Genomic DNA, 19411 nt, shown 5'->3' on the forward strand with positions numbered 1-19411 from the left:
GATTGGTTAAAGCTGGCGAGTTACGGTACAATGTTAGCTGTAGAATACACCCAATTTATCACGGCTGACGAGGAAATTATGAGCTTACCCAATTGCCCAAAATGCGATGCTGAATATACGTACGAAGATGGTGCGTTACTGGTATGTCCTATGTGTGCGCATGAGTGGACCGCGGCTGAAACCGATGCGGCGCAAGCTGAAGAGCAAGATGCGGTCATTCGTGATGCAGTAGGTAATGAGCTGCAAGATGGCGATACCGTCACCGTGATTAAAGACTTAAAGGTCAAAGGTTCATCGATCGTTATTAAAGTCGGTACCAAAGCGAAAGGTATTCGCCTATTGCCCGATGCGTCTGATGGTCATGATATCGACTGTAAACTTGATGGTTATGGACCAATGAAGCTGAAATCATCTGTGGTTAAAAAAGCCTAATGTATTGTTAATAAAATAAGACCGAATGAATAAGTAGAGAATAATTATGAGCAGTAAAAATGAACAACTATTTGCGCAAGCACGTAAGCATATCCCTGGTGGCGTAAACTCACCGGTTCGCGCCTTTGCCGGTGTCGGTGGTACGCCTATCTTTATGCACCGTGCTAACGGCAGCAAAATCTATGACACCGAAGACAATGCTTATATCGATTATGTTGGCTCTTGGGGCCCGATGATTTTGGGTCACGCGCATCCAAAAGTCATTGATGCGGTTAAAAAAGCTGCTGATGATGGTTTGAGCTTTGGTACACCAACGCCATTTGAAACCACCGTTGCTGATAAGATTTGCGAAATCGTCCCAAGTGTTGAGATGATTCGTATGACCAGCTCGGGTACAGAAGCGACCATGAGCGCGATTCGTTTGGCGCGCGGCTTTACTGAGCGTGACAAAATCGTCAAATTTGAAGGTTGCTACCATGGTCATTCAGACAGCCTACTGGTAAAAGCCGGATCTGGCATGCTGGATATTGGCGAACCAACATCAAAAGGCGTGCCAGCCGATTTTGCTAAGCATACGATTACCATTCCTTATAATGACCCACAAGCGATTAAAGACTGCTTTGCGAAATGGGGTAGTGAGATTGCTTGCGTGATTGTGGAACCAATCGCTGGCAACATGAATATGGTCATTCCAACCCAAGAATTCCATGATACCTTGCGTGCAGAATGTACCGCCAATGGTGCGGTATTGATTTTTGATGAAGTAATGACCGGTTTTCGTGTTGGGCTTGGCGGCGCACAAGCGCATTTTGGTATTGACCCTGACTTGACTTGCTTTGGTAAAATTATCGGTGCCGGTTTACCGGTTGGTGCTTTTGGTGGTAAAAAAGAAGTGATGTCATGTATCGCGCCACTGGGCGGTGTCTATCAAGCGGGTACGTTATCAGGTAATCCACTGGCGATGCGTGCCGGTATCGCGATGTTTGAAGACTTAACCGTCGATGGTTTCTATGCTGAACTATCAGCGAAAGTAGACCAGCTCGTTGATGGCTTCCAAGCTGCAGCAGACAAGCACGGTATTAACTTGCGCACCAATAAATTGGGCGGCATGTTTGGTATGTTCTTTGTTAAAGACAAGGCAACAAACGTACCAAAAAACTTCGATGAAGTCACCGAATGCGATATGGACGTATTTAATACCTTTTTCCATGGCATGATAGATCGTGGTATCTACCTTGCGCCGTCTGCTTATGAAGCGGGCTTTATGTCCATCAAGCATAGTGATGAAGACATTGAAGCGTCTATTAAAGCGGCTGATGAGATATTTGCAGAAATGGCAAAAGCTTAGTTTACTGCTTTGAAGTTTAGCCCTATAAATAAAAACCAGCCATCGTGCTGGTTTTTTTGTGTCTAAAATTTATTCTTTCATTATAAAAAATAAAGATTTTTTGATAGTGGATTTATAATTCGAAAAAACTGAGACGGAGATAAACCCTTGTTGAGTGATTGCAAAATAGAGAATAAGTTGTGCTATTCTTAGACTAATAATGACAATTGAGCAAGGACGCTAACCGATGAATAATAGCTTTGACAATAATGCACCTAGTAGTACCACGCCGCCGCTATGGCAGGCCGCCTATGAGCAGTACGGAATTAGAAATAACCTAGATGCGCTAGAAGGTAAGCAAAACTTAATAGATTTATTACAACCAAAGATAGATCAGCATAGTGATTCTGTGGCCTTTAGTATGGGGCCTGCAACGCTCACCTTTGGACAATTAGATATCGCTAGTCGCCGCTTTGCTGCTTTTTTGCAAGCACAAGGTATAAATAGAGGCGACCGCATCGCCGTCCAACTGCCAAACATATTGCAATATGCCGTGATATTACTTGGCTCTCTGCGGGCAGGAGCGGTACTGGTCAATGTTAATCCGATGTATACCCATTATGAATTGGCGCATCAGCTGACGGATGCTCAAGCCTGTGGTCTTATCGTCCTTGATGGGATGAGTTCTGCTTATGAGCAGTTAGACGATGCAGTTAAGACGCAACTTAAATGGGTCGTCAGATGTTCTATAGATCCTAACGCTGCGACCTCTGATAATGATATTGCCTTATTGAGTCAGATGGGCGCACATCAGACCTCCTCAACCAATGAATCCCATAACGTATCAGAATCAGTAACAGATAATCAGCCATCATCGCAAGAAAATATAGCGCCTGAGAATATAACGTTTGCGCACATTATGCAGTCGCAGCGCGAGCAAGACTTTAAAGCCGTGACTATCGAGCGCGAGGATTTAGCATTACTACAATATACTGGTGGTACAACAGGTAAGCCCAAAGGCGCGATGCTGACGCATTATAATGTCATGGCCAATGTCTGCCAGTGTTATGCAATGTTTGGCAGTGCGATTGAAGCAGGACGTAGTGAGCAAATTAAGATACTCAATCCTTTGCCGCTCTATCATATCTTCTCATTTACGGTTTGTGGTTTGCTTGGGATATATGGTGGTTGGGAAGATATATTGGTCACTAACCCGCGTGATATTGAAGGGCTAGTCAAAACCATTGAGCAGCATCGTCCGCATGTCATACCTTCAGTCAATACTTTATTTATTGGTATGCTGCATCACCCGAAGTTTGCCAGTCTTGATTTTAGTCGCTTGGCCTTATCTATCGGTGGTGGTACCGCAATCATAAAAGCAGTATCTGATCAGTGGCAACAAGTCACCGGTATGATAATCAATGAAGGTTATGGCATGTCCGAAACCTCTCCAGTTATCTCTTTTAATCCGCCTGGGATTAGCAGTTTTAATGGTAGCGTTGGTCTGCCACTAGCGATGATGGATATCAAGATCATCGATGAAGATGGCGGCGATTGTGCGATAGGTATACGCGGAGAAGTCGGTATCAAAGGGCCACAAGTGATGCGTGGTTATTGGCAAAGAGACAATACTGATACTTTTACTGAAGACGGCTATTTTAAATCAGGCGATATCGGAGTGATGAATGCTGAAGGCTTCTTGACGCTCGTTGACCGTAAGAAAGACATGATATTGGTCTCAGGCTTTAACGTTTATCCCAACGAAGTAGAAGCGGCGTTGACTGATCACCCAAAAGTGCTAGAAGTAGCGGTAATTGGTATTGCAGATGCGCATAGCGGTGAAGTACCCAAAGCGTTTGTGGTCAAAAAAGATTCGAGTTTGACGGTAGAGGAGCTACAAGACTTTGCAAGCGAGCGTCTCACAGGCTATAAACGTCCGCAGTCATACGAGTTTATCGATGAATTACCTAAGACGGCAGTCGGTAAGATATTACGTAAATCTCTACGCTAAAGGCGCATTTTACTTAATCTATAAAAGTGATTAATATCATCGAAACTTTTAAAGATATTTAAGCTTTGAAAATGTAAAAAACACTGAGCTGCAAAAAATTGCAGTTCAGTGTTTTTTACATTTTCCATATAGTACCTTAATAGTAACTGAAAGGTTTGGCTTTATCTGACCTTATCAAATTTACGATCTTTTAAGCTCAAATTACCGCGTAATACATCGCTATACATGCGAAAGTCACTGACAAAGCTCTGCAGTGGGAATTTAAAAGAAGCCGGTTTGTTCTTCTCAAAGAAAAAATGTCCGACCCATGCACAGGCATATCCTGCGGCAATGCCCTTAAGTAGCGGCTTTGCCGAGCGGTTCTTAATAGATTTTGCCAGTCCCAAAAGTCCAAAGCTACTACCGGCAAAATGCAAGCGGCGGCAGGCGATGTTTTGATGCTCATTTAAATAAAAGTCGTAAAATTTCAGCTTGGCTGGACGTTTTATGTGAATAAGGCTGCCATGACTGGTTTTTTCTGCGCCAGCAGGAGAGTTGGCTTTTGAGGCTTGGGTAGTTGTCTGATTCATGATTTTTGCTTCCTTGCAGGTTATTATTGATTGAGCGTCATCATTCCGTGATGGGCTTTAATAGCAAAAATGGATGGTGCTTATATATAACGAACATTTATTGCCATAAGTAAGTGCTTGTTCTCTATTATAATATAGACAATCGCAGCTGTAGCAAGCTCATATTGTCAAATAGACTATGTTAAAAAAGTATGAGAACTGACTGCTATTTTTAAAGTTAAAGAGCGTTTCTGTCCGGTTCAATCCGTAGGTAATCGTGCTAGCATCTCACTTGCCAGTGTTTTACATAAATGTTTTAATGGCAAAACTTGCTATAATCCTCATCATAATGACAGTTCTAATATTATCTGAACTCTATATAAAAGCCCTTAGTTGCATAAAAATCTTCAGTTTAATTACATATATCCTCTACTTTAAAAGCCTTGGTGCTCTTAAATATCTTTTTTATCTGACACGGTAACGATCTCGCTTATGCCTAAAGACTACCTAAAAAACCCACCACTTGCTGATGATGAAATGATGGCAGCCATTGATATTGGCTCCAACAGTTTTCATTTAGCCATTGCTCGCCTCGATCATGGTGAGGTACGAAAAGTAGTGTCTATGTCTGAGAAGGTGCAGCTTGCGGCCGGACTCGATGAGAATAATATCTTGGGCGCTGCTGCTGAAAAGCGTGGTCTGGAATGCTTAAGCCGCTTTGTAGCGCGTTTAGATTCAGTGCCGCCTGAGCGTATTCGCGTCGTCGCGACCAACGCTTTGCGCCAAGCCAAAAACGCCAATGACTTCATCACTCGTGCCAATAAAATTTTGCCCAAACCGATTGAGATTATTGCGGGACGAGAAGAAGCGCGTTTGATCTATTTGGGCGTCTCGCATACCAATGCCAGTAGTGACAAACGCTTGGTCATCGATATTGGTGGTGGTTCGACAGAGTTTATTATTGGGCAAGAGTTCGATCCACTATTGACCGAAAGCTTACAGATGGGCTGTGTGGCCTTTACGCAAAAGTATTTTGCGGACGGATTGATTACTAAAGAAGCCTTTAATAATGCCATCTCAAGCGCCCGTAAAGAGGTGTTAGCGATTAATGGACGTTACCAAAAAGTAGGCTGGAGTAGTGTCGTTGGCTCGAGTGGCACGATTAAAGCGGTGCGCAACGTCCTTGTCTCAAAAGGGTGGGCAGACGAACAAGAGCGTATCACTTATAAAGGCGTTAAAAAGTTAGAAAAATTATTGCTTAAAATTGGCAACGTTGATGATATAGACTTAGAAGGCGTTAAAGAACATCGTAAAGCGGTTTTCCCAGCGGGCGTTGCGGTACTGCGTGCGGTCATGAAAGTATTGGGCATTGAGACCATGGTTTACTCAGATGGCGCGCTACGCGAAGGCGTCATGTACGATATGCTCGGGCGCTTTGCTAGTGAAGACGTACGTGACCGTAGTGTTTTGGCATTGATAAAGCGCTATTCAGGCGATAAAAAACAAGCCAAACAAGTGGTTAAAACCAGCCTTAATCTATTTGAGCAAGTAAAAGCAAAGCTTGCACTCAATACCGAAGATGGTGATGTGCTCAGACGGGCGGCGTCCTTACACGAAATAGGCTTGGCGATTGCTCATAGCAGCTACCACAAGCACAGTGCTTACTTGATTGAATACTCTGATATTCCAGGATTTTCGCAAGTAGACCAAAAGCGGATGGCGCAATTAATGCTGAATCATCGGCGTAAGCTTAAAGCTGATATGTTAGAGCAGACATGTACAATCGGTGGTGATTCGCTCGTTTATCTGTGTTTGTTGCTACGTTTAGCGGTACTGGCGCACCACAGTCGCAGCGATCATGAGTTACCAGAATTAGAATTAAAAGTGATTGATGATAATCGCTGGCAAATCACAGTTGGAGAAAGTAGTGAGCACTATGCTTTCTTATTATCAGATTTGCATACGGAGATTGAGCAGTTTGCTAAATGGGGTGTGAAACTGAGCGTGGTTGAAGCACAAGCACTGGACGCTAATACTGATTCTTAACACTGGCTTTTAACATTGAGTCGTTACTATTGTAATAATTGCGCTACAGATTAACGTAACAAAAGCGCCGTTGTCAGTAATGTCATGCTATTTAAGATGTGCTACTATAGCTTCTATTGAGTTTACAACTGTACTTTGATTGTCTGTTATCCAAAAGCCGACAATCCTGTTATTTAGCTTTGTCATCTAACATTGTCATCTAACATTGTCATTTAACAGCGTCATTATTAAACATCACCATATTATATAGAATTACGAAAGGGAAGCGTCTATGAGTACCGTCTGGGATAGCGTTCAGCTTGCACGGCATGCCAAACGTCCATTATTTATGGACTATGTGAATCAGCTGTTTACCGAATTTGATGAGTTGCATGGCGACCGTGCTTATGCAGATGATAAGGCTATCCTTGGCGGTCTTGCGCGCCTAGACGGCCAGCCTGTGATGGTGATTGGCCAGCATCGTGGTCGTAGTACGCGCGAGCGTATCGCCCATAATTTTGGTATGGCAAACCCCGAAGGCTATCGTAAAGTTATTCGTTTGGTGAAAATGGCTGAGCGTTTTAACATTCCGGTGATGACCTTTGTCGATACCCAAGGCGCCTACCCTGGTATCGGTGCTGAAGAGCGTGGACAAGCGCAAGCCATCGCTGAAAGTATCGCCGTGTTTTCTAGTCTTAAAGTGCCTATCATCGTTACCATTATCGGTGAAGGTGGTTCAGGTGGTGCGTTGGCAATAGGCGTTGGCGATAAGGTAAATATGCTGCAAAACAGTATTTATTCGGTCATTTCTCCTGAAGGCTGTGCGTCTATTTTATGGAAAACTGCTGAAAAAGCCCAAGATGCCAGTGAAGCATTGAAATTAAATGCTGTTAATCTCTATCAAATGGGCTTAATTGATGCAGTTATCGACGAAGGTGAGGGGGCCCATATTCAGCCGCAGCCAGTGATGACGGCGTTAAAAGCGTTAATCGTTGAGCAATTGAATGAGATTAAAGACATGGATGCGCATGAGCGTTGCGAGCTGCGTTATGAGAAGTTAAAATCATTTAACTCAGAAGTCATGTTACCTTGCTAAGATTTTATATTGCTAGGTTACTTAAACTTAGCTTTTAACGATATCGATTTACGCTTAATGTTAAAATAAAAACGTGTCATTTTATGGCGCGTTTTTTTGTAGCTGTTAATTTATGCACAAGCTTATTTATATGATAATCAGTCATCGGCCTTATGATGGCTTGGTTGTTAATAGGTTTAAAATTAATAAGGTTAATAATGACGAATAGCGCAATCCTTTCGCATCCTATAGAGCCGATAGCTACCCTGCCTATTGATAATGCTCTGGCAGAAGCGTTATTAAGCAGTCTGGGTGAGTATGGTGAGCAAGTACATGGTCGGCGACTTTGGCTGGCCTGTAGTGGTGGGCGTGATTCTTTGGCATTAGCGGCGCTATGTGTGCAGCTCTATCACCAAGGTAAATTCCCATTTTTGCCGCAATTGCTACATGTTAACCATGGTCTACAAGCCGCTAGTAGTACTTGGGCACAGCATGTTGCTCAGTGGGCAGGCGCTCAAAAGATACCTTGTCGGATTTTAACCGTACAAGTGAACGGTCATGATGAACAAGCCGCACGCCAAGCGCGTTATGATGTGATGCGCGCGCAACTTAATCAAGATGATATTTTATTATTAGCCCACCATGCGGACGACCAAGCGGAAACGGTGTTAATGCGCCTGATTCAAGGTGCTGGGGTAAATGGTCTATCGGGTATGCAGCCGTGGCGTATTCAAACACAGGGTGCACATCGAATAGCGTTATGGCGACCTTGGCTAACGGTAAAACGCGCCAACATAAGCGCCTATGCACAGCATTTAAAACTGCCTTATATCGATGACCCAACCAATGATACTGGCGACAATGTGCGTAGCGGCTTACGTCGAGACATCATGCCGATATTAGCAACTTATAACCCAAACGTTATTGATAATATCGCTCGTAGCGCACAGTTATTGAGTGATGCGCAATTAATAATTAATGCCCAAGCAGTCGATGATTTGCAACAGATAGAGATTGCATCATTACAGCTGCCACCTGCACAGCGCGTGCTAAATATAAATGAGCTACAGAAGTTACCACTTTATCGTCAGCGGCAGTTATTGCATTATTGGTTAGCTCAAGATGAGCCATTGCCGCCTGCTAAGCAGCTGGTCGATGATGTATTAAGTCTAAGCCAACGTGATGATCGTGACCATCAAACAGCACTTTTTTGGCAAGGTCGTAAGCAATCCTATAGTATTCGCCGTTACCGTCAGCAGCTTTATAGGCTCAGCAGTGAATGGTTGAAATGGCTTGAACTACCACTTGCTGAGCAAATGCTACCGCCCCTGTCACTGGCTAATAATTTACCTGAGTATCAACCACTATCAATTAACTTACGGAGTGATCAAACGTTCACTTGGCAAGTACAAATGGTGCCAAGTGAACTACTGCAAATATTAGACGATTTGGTATTAAAGCTACCATTAAATGCAGTGCTGATAAAGCCAATGCTGAAAGTAACACCGTTACATCGCGGCACTCGTATCCAAACCACACTGGCAACACGACCGCAGTCAGGTAAAAAACTCTATCAAACCTTAGGCATTCCATCATGGATGCGCGAGAGTTTGATGGTAGCTAGTGTGACTTTGATAAATAAAGAAAATAGCGAAAACGAGCTTTTGGAAAGTGAGCGCCCAATAGAATTGCCTATTTTATTATTATCACCTTTTGAAAACTGGGTGTTGGATGATGAGCAGACGAATATTAATGTAGATGTAAAACAGCTGGTCGCATTTATCGAAAGCCATATCATTCTGCATAAAAAATGTTAAACCATAAATATACTACGTCTAATATAGTGTTTATTTAAACGGTAAGCCCATTACTAAGCATTTCAATTTATCAAACCACGCCAGTAGCAGTATGTTAAACTGAGTGTCATTTTACCTATCATTATGTTAGTTTGAATGCCTTTGCATTTTTTGAATAGGAGACACGTATGTCAGTATTAGATAATAAGAAAATCAGCTTTATCGGTGGCGGAAATATGGCGCAGGCTTTGATTAGCGGGCTTGTCAGCTGCGGTGTCAAACCGAGCCTAATTACAGTTGCTGACCCTAGTAGCGAAGCGCGTGAGCAGTTGGTTGCCAAAGGGTTGAGTGCGGTTGATCCAACTGTTGATGCAAAAGCGGCGGTTATCGATGCTGACATCGTAGTGCTGGCCGTAAAGCCGCAAGTCATGAAAGCTGTAGTCAGTGGTTTTGCTGATGTCTTAGACACGCAGCTGGTGATTTCAGTGGCAGCAGGATTATCGACTGCGCTGTTATCAAATATGTTAGGTGGCTATGGTAATATCGTCCGTGCGATGCCAAATACGCCGGCCATGATTCAAATGGGCGCAACTGGTCTGTACGGTACAGATGATATTTCTGCCGAACAAAAGCAATTGGCAACCGCAGTCATGGAAGCCTCAGGTTTGGTCATGTGGGTTGATAATGAAGAGCACATGCATGCGGTCACCGCCGTATCAGGCTCAGCGCCAGCTTATATGTTTTATATTATCGAAGCGATGGTCGATGGGGCAGTCGCGTTAGGATTGGATAAAGAACAAGCATCAGCGCTGGCGATGCAAACCATGCTGGGTGCGGCAAAAATGGCAATGGGTAGCGAAGATGCGCCTGCTGAACTACGTCGTAAAGTCACTTCACCAAATGGTACGACCCAAGCAGCTATTGAGTCCATGCAAGCCAATGACATCGGTCGTCAAATTAGTGAAGCCATGCAAGCATGCTACGACCGTAGCAAAGCGCTAAGTGAAGAGATGAGTAAGTAGCCAGTCGCTACTTGTCATTAACCCTTTATAAATAGGGGATATCATGATTTATGAAATACCCTATTTAAAATTATAAAAACTTAAAGTCATAAAAATGCCTGATAATGACATTCGTCATCCTAAATCCCGTTAATAATGTCACATTGAGTAGCACTTCATGAACAACCTGTTATTGCAAATTTTTGATTTGGTCACCACCTTCGCCATGATGTTGGTATTTATCCGTTTTATGCTGCAGTTTGCGGGAATGGATGCTAGTAATCCTATGATTGCGCCAGCTTACAAAGCCACCCATATCGTCGATGTGTTTGGGCGTATTTTTCCAACCGTCGCCCAAGGCCGTATTAGTATTGCTGCTATTGTATTGATGTTTTTAATTCGCCTGATTGATATCTCTGGTAAGGCGGCGTTAACCCATAAAGGCATTGCACCTGTACCGCTGTTCTTTACTGGTACCATCAGCTTGGTATTAGACTTTTTGCGTATGTGCCGTTATCTTGTTATCGGCTCTATCATCGTGAGTTGGATTGTGGTGTTTACCCAATCTCAGCATCCGATTATTGGTATCATTGTTAATTTAGCGGAGCCTATTTTGGCACCATTCCGTCGAATCACGCCAAACTTAGGCATGATTGATTTATCGCCAATGGTCGCCTTTTTTGCTTTTTATCTACTTGAGATATTTATCGGTGGCTTGGCATCGAGCTTTATGCCAATGTTGGGCTAATTAAAACTATTAAGTAAAAGTTAGTGTAAAATCAAATACTGAATAAAAAGGCGCTCTATGAGATATAGAGCGCCTTTTTTTGTTTGTCGTTGAGAAATCCTATCAATGTATAAAAGAATATATAAATCAAAAATGGACAAAACGATTGGGTATTAATTGGGCTTTAGCGTTATCAGGATGCGGCGCATCAGCAGCTCGCAGCGTTTCGGTAATCCAGCTATCCGCCGCTTTGACCGCCTCGACAAGCGCATCACCCATTGCCAAGCGTCCAGCGATAAAGCTCGCTAATGAGCAACCAGAGCCATGAAATTCGCCTTTTAGGCGTGGCAAAACACTTTTATGTACCATCTCACCTTTGATATACAGATACTGCTCGATATCGCCGCTATCAAAATCGTGTGAAGTCTTGACCAGTACTGCATAACATCCTTGAGCGCATAGTTTCTGTGCACCGATATGCAAATCTTGCTCACCACTTAAAGCACGCAGCTCGTGGGTATTTGGGGTGATTAACGTCGCGTAGGGGAGCAGTTCTCTAAACGCGGTCACCAAAGTTTGCTCATCACCTAAGCTACCGCCGCTATTGGCAACCAATACGGGGTCGAGTACAAATGGCGTGTCAGCTGCGATAACCTGCTCAGCAAACAAACGTGTCAGCATAGCGATATTGTCAGTGGTGCCAAGCATACCTGATTTAATGACACTCACAGGTAAATCATCGAGCACTGTGGTCGCCTGCGCTTCTAGCAAGGTGGCAGCACAAGCCTCAAAACCAAATACTTGCTGGGAGTTTTGTATAGTGATTGCCGTACAAGCGATGGCGGCATGAGCGCCTGCTTGGCCAATCGCCTCGATATCCGCTTGTAATCCAGCACCGCCTGACGGATCCAACCCTGAAAAACACAGTACCACTGGTCGCATAACCTTTCCTTTTATGTATTTTACAATGAATCATAAATACTATAGCCACCCATTGCCCAAAAAGCCATAGTCATTGGGTTTTGGTAAATTAGTGGTAAAACCAAAAACAATTTTTACTTTTTATGGCTAAATCAGGCAATTTTCACCCTTAAAAAATAATAAAGCCATTTAAATCGATAATTATGGCAAATGTAGGGTTAAATCTGTAGACAACGCTTGCAATTCGTTTTGGCTTTGCTATAATACCGCCCACGGCATAAGACGTATCATTAGCATCGATACTGTGTTTAGAAGGATATTTACTATAAATATTCTGATAAGTGTCTTAAATCGTTCGGTGAAGTGGGTGAGTGGCTGAAACCAGTTCCCTGCTAAGGAACCATACGTGTAAGCGTATCGAGGGTTCGAATCCCTCCTTCACCGCCATTTATTCAGTTGTTATAAAGAGTAGTAACGCAGAAACTGGCGTTAATGATTTTTTTAGTATTAAATTTAAAAATAATTTGAATTTAACTAAAAAAGATATTGACACAAGCGAGATTATCTATATAATGACCAACCTAATTTACTGCAATTGTTCTTTAATAATTCAGTAGATAATGTGCAAAGTACGCGCTTGTAGCTCAGTTGGATAGAGCACTTGGCTACGAACTAAGGGGTCGGGAGTTCGAATCTCTCCAAGCGCACCATTTGCATACTAGCTTATTTGTTCATGTAACCATTAAGCTAAAACTAAATCAATCGCCTGTCTTATGACAATCTGGCGATTTTTTTATGTCTGTCGTTTTTGTAGAGTTGCTAGTTTGATGAGCTTCTCGCTTTCTTATCAATGCAAAGCAGCTGCCTTTGTATCAAAGTCCTCTATATCCAGTTCAATATAAAAGAAATACGTTCAAAATAGTATTCTGCTGGTATAAATTTTCCTTGCTTGCTGTGTGCTTCACACTCCAGAGGCTTCGAAAAATTTATCTCAGCAGCACTGTATTCTTTTTAAATTGAATTACCTATATCATCATAAGGTACGCTAAGTGCCTGAATTACGGTACAATGAGCGCTCTATTTTCCGCTTGTTATGGGCTTGTATCATGTCAAAATCGTCGCCAAAAACTGCTCCTAAAGCAAAATCGCCACGTAAAAATTCAGCGCATCAAACCTCTACTATCGAAGAGGCGATGGTTGCAAAGCCTGGCACGCGTTTGGCTGCTATTCTATATGATGGGATGTTGATTTTGGCTTTACTGTTCCTAGTTGGTACAGTGCTTACCGTGATTGGTACGCTATTGACGATGGAGACGGGCACACAGTCGCAACAAGCCAGATCGCTGCCGACGTGGTATCAGAATGCGGTTATGACGCCGTCATTTATACTGACGTTAGTGGGCTTCTATGGATTGTTTTGGCGCCGCGGCGGGCAAACATTAGGCATGCAAACGTGGCGCTTAAAAACGGTCAATAATAGCGGTCACCTTCTAACGTGGGGGCAGTCGTTTAAACGTATCTTGGCAGCAAGTCTGATGCCGCTGATATTTGGTCTTATTGGTAATGTCATCGGCGGCTCACGGGCTATCTTATTAACCTGTGCTTTTTTGGGTTTTGTCTTTAACTATGCCTTTTGTCTGTTTAATCGTCGCGGTCTTGCGGTACAAGATATGCTCTCGAATACCATCACCTTAAAAATGCCAAAAACTGAGAATGAAGGGTTATGGCGTGTGATTAGAAACCGCAAAGCCAATAAATAAGACGCTCATTATTTAAAAGCTTTAATGTTAAACGGCTTTAATATTAAAAATTTATAAAGTTAAACGGATTTACATATTAGCGGTTTGCATCAGCCATAGCGTATAGCCGACAAAGAACAGCATCAGCGTTGCGCCAGACGTGCGACCAAATGGACGTTTACTGATAAAGGCAAAGAGACATAAGGCGACAAGCAATAAGGTGATGACGCCCATCGTCATCACATCACGCGATAAGATGATTGGATTGGCTGTAATTGGCGCAATGAGTGTCGCCAAACCAACAACGCCCAAGGTATTAAAGATATTAGAACCAATGATATTGCCCAATGCCATATCATGCTCGCCTTTACGAGCGGCGGATAAGCTTGCGACCAGTTCAGGCAATGACGTCCCAATAGCGACGATGGTCAAGCCAATAATCAGCTCACTCAATCCCCAAAAATTCGCCAATTCAACCGCGCCCCAAACAATCGCCTGTGAGCTGGCAACCAACATCAATAATCCAATAAATAGCCCACCCAAACCGCGCAGTAAACTGGATTCAGTCTCATCTGATTTTCCTGCTTGGCTTTCTAATAACTCACTATCTACGATATTACCATTACTGATTTCATCTACGTGTTTTGAGCTGCCTTCACGTAAGCTCATCGCGATTTGAATAGCCAAAACCACCACAAGCAATGCCAACAGCACCAACCCATCATTAAAGCTTAGCAGCCCGTCACGCAGCTGCCACGCCGCCAGAGCAGTAATCGCTACTAGTATCGGTAGATCACGCTTAACGATGCCTTTATGGATGATAATGGGGCTTATCAATACCGTTGCACCCAATACCAGCGCGATATTAATGATATTTGAGCCGTAAGCATTACCCAATGCCAACTCAGGACTACCTTCTAATGCGGCTAATACCGAGACCACTATTTCAGGGGCAGAGGTGCCAAGCCCTAAAATAATCACCCCAATCAAAAAACTTGGCACATTTAGCTTTTTTGCCAGTGCGGTGGCGCCATCAATAAAAACATCCGCGCTCCAAACCAAAATTGCTAAACCGACCAATACTGCAATAACCGCCAACCACATCAGCAATTTTCCTACTTATAAATGGATAAATGAATGTAAAAAAAGCCGAATCGTATTTAGATTCGGCATTTTTATTAAAAACAGTATTTACGTAGCTAGCCATCCGCTATTTACGATAGTTAAGCGTATTTTTGTGAAAATAAACGCCTTAACATCAATAGTTATTAAGCCACTTGTACTGGAATGATATTGGCAGTGTCTTTAACGGTATTGTCTTCGTTGCAATAGACCAGTTTTGGCTGATAAGTTGCTGCTTCTACTTCATCAAAATGCGCATAAGCACAGATGATGACGATATCGCCTAAATCTGCCATATGAGCGGCGGCACCATTTAACGAGATAATACCAGAGCCTGCTTCAGCGCGAATCGCATAGGTGCGAAAGCGTTTGCCATTGGTGACATTATAGATATCGATAGATTCGTTTTCGCGTAGACCAGCAAGGTCGAGTAAGTCACCGTCGATACCGCATGAGCCTTCGTAGTGCAGCTCAGCATGAGTAACACGGGCACGATGTAATTTGCACTTGAGCATGTTAAGTAGCATAGGTTGCTTCCTTAGGGTAACTGATATAAATGAGTCAAATCAAAAGCTTAATGGGGACAAGGTTGCTAGAATAAAAGTTATTTGCCTAAAAGTCACTGCTAAATTTACGTGCTAGCGATTTAAGTGACTTAAAATAATGCAAATAAACACATGCTATTCTGGTACTTTAAAGCCATTAATCTGTGAACGTGCTTTTTCAATATCGCCATCTAATAGCAATGGCAAGGCTTCAAAAGCGGCGCTTAAGGCACTATCAATGGCGATTTGCTCATCGGGAGATGCTTTCGATAACACATGACCGCTGACTTTAGACTTATGACCAGGATGACCAATGCCGACACGCAGACGATGAAAGTCGTTGCCTATATGCGGTGTGATATCACGCAGACCATTATGCCCGCCATGACCACCATCGGTTTTGAGCTTGATGCTGCCGGCTGGAATATCGAGTTCATCATGAGCAATCAGCAATTCATCATTAGCAATGCCATAAAAATTAACCATTGGCACCACCGACTGACCGGATTTATTCATAAAGGTCAGTGGCATGAGTAACCGCACGTCATGCCCATAAATTTGCCCGCGCCCTGTCACCCCATGGAATTTTTTTTCAGGGGCGAGGGCGATATTAAACTGCTGAGCCAAATGATGCACGAACCAAAACCCTGCATTATGACGCGTAAACATATACTGCTGACCAGGATTACCAAGACCGACAATAAGCTTTATGGCCATAAAAACACCCTGCTTAAATTTAATAAATGAGTGGTAAGGTTTGCGATTGTGCTATTTATTAATAACACAGCTGTTATTTGTCAAACCTTACTTACAAAAACAGCAGGAGATATTCATCACCTGCTATTTTTTTGACTAAACGAACCTTTTATTACATAGCAGACGCAAGGTCTCTATATAAGGATAAAGGTGGTTTACTATTCGCCGTCTTTCTTGTCTTCAGTAGCTTGTGCGGTCGCAGGTACGTCAGCGGCATCAACTTCTGCAGTGTCTTCGTCAACTTCTTCAACTGTTGGTGGCTGCATGTTAACAATGGTACGGTCGTGTGCATCTTCCATGTCAAGATCAAAGATGATGACGCCTTCAGGTAGTTTGATGTCTGATAGACGGAATAGATCACCGATTTCCATACCAGATACGTCAACTTCTAAGTATTCAGGTAGTTGTGATGGTAGGCAAACGATTTCGATATCAGTCACTAGCGTAGATAGAACACCACCAGCTTTAGTACCAGGTGCTTCTTCACGACCAGCAAAATGTAGTGGAACGTTCATGTTGATTTTCTGACCTTTCACAACGCGCTGGAAATCAGCATGCATTGGGAAACCTTTAGCTGGATGGCGTTGTAGGTCTTTGATAACCACTTGATGTGCTTCGCCATCTACATTTAGCGTCAAAATGTGTGAGAAAAACGCTTCAAATTCAAGAGATTTTACTAGCTCGTTGATTTTGATAGAGATAGCGGTTGGCTCTTCGTTACCACCATAGATGATAGCAGGGACTAGGTTCTGCTTACGTAGGCGGCGGCTCGCACCTTTACCTTGTAGCTCAGCAGAACGGTCAACTGCGTTTAGTTCAAAATGATTAATGCTCATGGATATAATCCTATAAAAAGAATGAGGAAGTGTCTGGTCATAAAAAAGTGGATTTGCGACCAATCCACTAATGGGTGATGATAGCTAAAAGAAAAGACTGTTAATAAAAATCAACTACTATTCTCTTAAGCCATTTGCTAATAACAAATTTTCATCATAATAGTAGTGATGGAAATCATGGGTTTTTAGCGTGATCAGCACTTTTAAGTATATTGACCGTTTTAAATCATAAAAAACGGCCAGTACAGGCGCGCATTATACGTGCTTTTGTAGTAATAATAAAGACCTACGTAAAATGGCTATATAAAACGCCTCTGCAGAAAACTATAGTCAATCCTAAATAAAAGAAAGATAAATATTATAAAGCGCTACTAGAATAAGTTTTTCGTGCTTGCTGTGCTGATTCAGAAAAAGCCTATATGTAAAACCAGCTTAGAATAGGACAAAAAAAGCGCCAAGTAATAAAACTTAGCGCTTTTTCTAGCAGAAGAAAATATTAAGCGTCAGACTAAGCATCAAACATAGCGCTGATTGATTCTTCGTTGTTGATACGGCGTAAGCTTTCAGCCAGCATCGGTGCGATGCTCACTTGACGAATTTTGCTACAGGCTTTAGCCGCATCAGATAATGGAATGGTATCGGTAACTACAATCTCATCCAACTCTGACTCGCTGATATTTTTTAGCGCATTACCCGATAGGACAGGGTGGGTAATATAAGCCAATACGCGGCGTGCGCCGTTTGCTTTTAATGCTTCAGCGGCTTTGCATAAAGTACCAGCCGTATCGACCATATCATCAACGATGACACAATCACGGTCACGGACATCACCGATGATATGCATCACTTGTGACTCGTTGGCACGGGCACGGCGTTTATCAATAATCGCCATGTCAGTATCGCCCAATTGCTTAGCCATCGCGCGCGCACGTACCACACCGCCAACGTCAGGTGAAACCACCATGATGTTGTCATAATCTTGTTTTTTAAGGTCGTTCAATAATACAGGGGTACCGTAGATGTTATCTACTGGGATATCAAAGAAGCCCTGAATCTGATCTGAGTGCAAATCAACGGTCATGACGCGATCGATACTGACGATGTTTAGCATGTCAGCGACGACTTTGGCAGAGATAGGCACACGAGCTGAACGTGGACGACGGTCTTGACGGGCATAACCGAAGTAAGGCATGACAGCTGTGATACGACCAGCACTAGAACGACGCAAGGCATCGGCCATCATCATGATTTCCATCAAGTTGTCATTGGTTGGTGCACAAGTAGGCTGCATGATAAACACGTCTTTACCGCGCACGTGTTCTTTGATTTCTACGGCAATTTCGCCATCAGAAAAACGCGTGATGTCAGCTTTACCAAGAGGTATATGGAGATGATCGGCTACGGTTTTTGCTAATTCTGGGTGGGCATTACCCGTAAAAATCGCCAAATAAGGCATGACAGAAGTCCTATTGATTGACTCAAGCAGCGACCGCTAAGCAGTGTCAAACTGCTCAAATTCAGAAAAGAGTGGTGAAAAGTATTGATGACTACTATTACAGTAAAAAATGGCAGGGGTAGCTGGACTCGAACCAACGGATGTCAGGATCAAAACCTGATGCCTTACCAACTTGGCTATACCCCTGTAATGTCTAGGCTGTGTACGTCGATATCTAAGAATAATTTTTCATAAAAGTCATTGTTAGAATAGCGTCACGACCTGTTCGTTATCTTATAAACGGATAAACCGTTTAGAACATAACTTTTCCCTAACGGTGCTCATTGCGAACTATACCGAAACTGAGATAACGTTGTCAATGTCAATAAGCAGCTATCTTAAATCGCTTATTATAAATACATATCAAACGCTTTGAGCTTAAAAATGGCAGGGGTAGCTGGACTCGAACCAACGGATGTCAGGATCAAAACCTGATGCCTTACCAACTTGGCTATACCCCTATTGAGGCGACCTATTATAAATAAGTTTTCAGAATTTGCAAGGTCTTTAGGTGTTTTTATGGCTTTTATTCGAAACTAAGTGAATTAGCCTGAGTTGCATAACTACTATTGTAGTGAATAGAGGTTTTTTATTAAGTCTTTCAATCGTAAGCTAATGCTGTGCGAGTTACTTTTAGACCAGAGGATTGACCACTCTACCACTCATAAATATTGCAGGTTCCGTCAAACAAGCTGTATTTTCTGGGTCAGCGATGACAATATCACCTTTTCGTAAATAGTAACTACCTATTTGCTCTTTAATTATACCGCTAGTGACAACCTCCTCACCGAGCTTAACTTTGGTTCCATTTAGAGAAATGGTTTGTTCATTCTCAAAAAGACTGGCTCTATCGGGATAAAAAATAGGGCTAAGATACTCATTGTTGTTTTTTACAAAGTATAAGCAGTTATTTTTGATAACATATTTACCTTTAAAAACAAAATTTATCTCTCGCATTGAGAGTCGCGGCATAAGTGAATAGTTCAGTAGGCGAGCTGCCTTTGGAATCTTGCTGAGGAACCTCTATGTTTTGAGAATTGTCTTTTACTTTTATG

At 42.7% G+C, this 19411-nt stretch carries 17 protein-coding genes and 4 tRNA genes; 11 read left to right on the forward strand and 10 right to left on the reverse strand.

Going from position 1 to position 19411, the window contains the following annotated elements; genetic code table 11:
* Window positions 1–78: 78 nt before the first annotated feature.
* From FHS24_RS05560 to FHS24_RS05570, 3 genes are all read left to right on the forward strand, one after another.
* Complete coding sequence (locus tag FHS24_RS05560; protein WP_221185029.1) at window positions 79–432, forward strand: zinc ribbon domain-containing protein YjdM; 354 nt, start codon at window positions 79–81, stop codon at window positions 430–432.
* A 46-nt stretch (window positions 433–478) separates the two neighbouring features.
* The gene (hemL, locus tag FHS24_RS05565; RefSeq protein WP_183619581.1) at window positions 479–1780 is read left to right on the forward strand and encodes a glutamate-1-semialdehyde 2,1-aminomutase; all 1302 of its coding nucleotides are present in this window, start codon (window positions 479–481) and stop codon (window positions 1778–1780) included.
* Window positions 1781–2006: 226 nt separating this feature from the next.
* Window positions 2007–3770 (forward strand): AMP-binding protein, encoded by a 1764-nt coding sequence (locus FHS24_RS05570; RefSeq protein ID WP_183619583.1) that lies wholly within the window; start codon window positions 2007–2009, stop codon window positions 3768–3770.
* Between the two features lie 161 nt (window positions 3771–3931).
* Here the strand turns inward: FHS24_RS05570 and FHS24_RS05575 are convergent, their stop codons facing one another.
* Window positions 3932–4339 carry a DUF962 domain-containing protein gene (locus FHS24_RS05575; RefSeq protein WP_183619585.1) on the reverse strand — a complete coding sequence of 136 codons (408 nt, stop codon included), beginning with the start codon at window positions 4337–4339 and terminating at the stop codon, window positions 3932–3934.
* Between the two features lie 471 nt (window positions 4340–4810).
* On the opposite strand from FHS24_RS05575, the gene ppx reads away from it, so the two are divergent.
* From ppx to FHS24_RS05600, 5 genes are all read left to right on the forward strand, one after another.
* A complete protein-coding gene (ppx, locus tag FHS24_RS05580; RefSeq protein WP_183619587.1) occupies window positions 4811–6364 on the forward strand; it encodes an exopolyphosphatase in 1554 nt (517 codons plus the stop codon).
* Window positions 6365–6635: 271 nt separating this feature from the next.
* Window positions 6636–7439, forward strand: coding sequence for an acetyl-CoA carboxylase carboxyltransferase subunit alpha (locus tag FHS24_RS05585; RefSeq protein WP_183619588.1), 804 nt, complete (start codon window positions 6636–6638; stop codon window positions 7437–7439).
* 197 nt (window positions 7440–7636) lie between these two features.
* Entirely contained in the window at window positions 7637–9235 is a 1599-nt protein-coding gene (tilS, locus tag FHS24_RS05590; RefSeq protein ID WP_183619596.1) for a tRNA lysidine(34) synthetase TilS, read from the forward strand.
* 167 nt (window positions 9236–9402) lie between these two features.
* On the forward strand, window positions 9403–10236 hold the full coding sequence (gene proC, locus FHS24_RS05595) for a pyrroline-5-carboxylate reductase (protein ID WP_183619598.1): 834 nt from the start codon (window positions 9403–9405) through the stop codon (window positions 10234–10236).
* 157 nt (window positions 10237–10393) lie between these two features.
* Complete coding sequence (locus FHS24_RS05600; RefSeq protein ID WP_183619600.1) at window positions 10394–10963, forward strand: YggT family protein; 570 nt, start codon at window positions 10394–10396, stop codon at window positions 10961–10963.
* A 126-nt stretch (window positions 10964–11089) separates the two neighbouring features.
* Here FHS24_RS05600 and FHS24_RS05605 read toward each other — a convergent pair whose 3' ends face one another.
* On the reverse strand, window positions 11090–11884 hold the full coding sequence (locus tag FHS24_RS05605; protein WP_183619601.1) for a hydroxymethylpyrimidine/phosphomethylpyrimidine kinase: 795 nt from the start codon (window positions 11882–11884) through the stop codon (window positions 11090–11092).
* A 336-nt stretch (window positions 11885–12220) separates the two neighbouring features.
* Here FHS24_RS05605 and FHS24_RS05610 point away from each other — a divergent pair.
* The 3 genes from FHS24_RS05610 (at window position 12221) to FHS24_RS05620 (ending at window position 13623) form a co-directional block, all read left to right on the forward strand.
* Window positions 12221–12310: transfer RNA gene (locus FHS24_RS05610), tRNA-Ser, on the forward strand.
* A 186-nt stretch (window positions 12311–12496) separates the two neighbouring features.
* Window positions 12497–12573 (forward strand) — tRNA-Arg (locus FHS24_RS05615).
* 396 nt (window positions 12574–12969) lie between these two features.
* Entirely contained in the window at window positions 12970–13623 is a 654-nt protein-coding gene (locus FHS24_RS05620) for an RDD family protein (protein WP_183620071.1), read from the forward strand.
* A gap of 69 nt (window positions 13624–13692) precedes the next feature.
* On the opposite strand, the gene FHS24_RS05625 is transcribed toward FHS24_RS05620, so the two are convergent.
* From FHS24_RS05625 to FHS24_RS05660, 8 genes are all read right to left on the reverse strand, one after another.
* Window positions 13693–14706 carry a calcium/sodium antiporter gene (locus FHS24_RS05625; protein WP_183619606.1) on the reverse strand — a complete coding sequence of 338 codons (1014 nt, stop codon included), beginning with the start codon at window positions 14704–14706 and terminating at the stop codon, window positions 13693–13695.
* A gap of 164 nt (window positions 14707–14870) precedes the next feature.
* The gene (panD, locus tag FHS24_RS05630) at window positions 14871–15251 is read right to left on the reverse strand and encodes an aspartate 1-decarboxylase (protein WP_045443274.1); all 381 of its coding nucleotides are present in this window, start codon (window positions 15249–15251) and stop codon (window positions 14871–14873) included.
* A gap of 153 nt (window positions 15252–15404) precedes the next feature.
* Complete coding sequence (gene pth / locus FHS24_RS05635; RefSeq protein ID WP_183619608.1) at window positions 15405–15986, reverse strand: aminoacyl-tRNA hydrolase; 582 nt, start codon at window positions 15984–15986, stop codon at window positions 15405–15407.
* A gap of 197 nt (window positions 15987–16183) precedes the next feature.
* Window positions 16184–16861: a 50S ribosomal protein L25/general stress protein Ctc gene (locus FHS24_RS05640; protein WP_183619609.1), complete on the reverse strand. Its 678-nt coding sequence runs from the start codon at window positions 16859–16861 to the stop codon at window positions 16184–16186.
* 508 nt (window positions 16862–17369) lie between these two features.
* Window positions 17370–18317: a ribose-phosphate pyrophosphokinase gene (locus FHS24_RS05645; protein WP_183619610.1), complete on the reverse strand. Its 948-nt coding sequence runs from the start codon at window positions 18315–18317 to the stop codon at window positions 17370–17372.
* A 110-nt stretch (window positions 18318–18427) separates the two neighbouring features.
* Window positions 18428–18503, reverse strand: a tRNA-Gln gene (locus FHS24_RS05650).
* Between the two features lie 238 nt (window positions 18504–18741).
* Window positions 18742–18817, reverse strand: a tRNA-Gln gene (locus FHS24_RS05655).
* A 172-nt stretch (window positions 18818–18989) separates the two neighbouring features.
* Window positions 18990–19313 (reverse strand): hypothetical protein, encoded by a 324-nt coding sequence (locus FHS24_RS05660; RefSeq protein WP_183619611.1) that lies wholly within the window; start codon window positions 19311–19313, stop codon window positions 18990–18992.
* Window positions 19314–19411 lie beyond the last annotated feature (98 nt).

It is taken from the genome of Psychrobacter luti (assembly GCF_014192115.1).
Taxonomy (GTDB): Bacteria; Pseudomonadota; Gammaproteobacteria; order Pseudomonadales; family Moraxellaceae; genus Psychrobacter; species Psychrobacter luti.

Excerpts from the sequence above, each read along its gene's own strand:
- FHS24_RS05560 (WP_221185029.1), top strand. The coding sequence starts at position 79 with ATGAGCTTACCCAATTGCCCAAAATGCGATGCTGAATATACGTACGAA.
- hemL (WP_183619581.1), top strand. The coding sequence starts at position 479 with ATGAGCAGTAAAAATGAACAACTATTTGCGCAAGCACGTAAGCATATC.
- FHS24_RS05570 (WP_183619583.1), top strand. The coding sequence starts at position 2,007 with ATGAATAATAGCTTTGACAATAATGCACCTAGTAGTACCACGCCGCCG.
- FHS24_RS05575 (WP_183619585.1), bottom strand. The coding sequence starts at position 4,339 with ATGAATCAGACAACTACCCAAGCCTCAAAAGCCAACTCTCCTGCTGGC.
- ppx (WP_183619587.1), top strand. The coding sequence starts at position 4,811 with ATGCCTAAAGACTACCTAAAAAACCCACCACTTGCTGATGATGAAATG.
- FHS24_RS05585 (WP_183619588.1), top strand. The coding sequence starts at position 6,636 with ATGAGTACCGTCTGGGATAGCGTTCAGCTTGCACGGCATGCCAAACGT.
- tilS (WP_183619596.1), top strand. The coding sequence starts at position 7,637 with ATGACGAATAGCGCAATCCTTTCGCATCCTATAGAGCCGATAGCTACC.
- proC (WP_183619598.1), top strand. The coding sequence starts at position 9,403 with ATGTCAGTATTAGATAATAAGAAAATCAGCTTTATCGGTGGCGGAAAT.
- FHS24_RS05600 (WP_183619600.1), top strand. The coding sequence starts at position 10,394 with ATGAACAACCTGTTATTGCAAATTTTTGATTTGGTCACCACCTTCGCC.
- FHS24_RS05605 (WP_183619601.1), bottom strand. The coding sequence starts at position 11,884 with ATGCGACCAGTGGTACTGTGTTTTTCAGGGTTGGATCCGTCAGGCGGT.
- FHS24_RS05620 (WP_183620071.1), top strand. The coding sequence starts at position 12,970 with ATGTCAAAATCGTCGCCAAAAACTGCTCCTAAAGCAAAATCGCCACGT.
- FHS24_RS05625 (WP_183619606.1), bottom strand. The coding sequence starts at position 14,706 with ATGTGGTTGGCGGTTATTGCAGTATTGGTCGGTTTAGCAATTTTGGTT.
- panD (WP_045443274.1), bottom strand. The coding sequence starts at position 15,251 with ATGCTACTTAACATGCTCAAGTGCAAATTACATCGTGCCCGTGTTACT.
- pth (WP_183619608.1), bottom strand. The coding sequence starts at position 15,986 with ATGGCCATAAAGCTTATTGTCGGTCTTGGTAATCCTGGTCAGCAGTAT.
- FHS24_RS05640 (WP_183619609.1), bottom strand. The coding sequence starts at position 16,861 with ATGAGCATTAATCATTTTGAACTAAACGCAGTTGACCGTTCTGCTGAG.
- FHS24_RS05645 (WP_183619610.1), bottom strand. The coding sequence starts at position 18,317 with ATGCCTTATTTGGCGATTTTTACGGGTAATGCCCACCCAGAATTAGCA.
- FHS24_RS05660 (WP_183619611.1), bottom strand. The coding sequence starts at position 19,313 with ATGCGAGAGATAAATTTTGTTTTTAAAGGTAAATATGTTATCAAAAAT.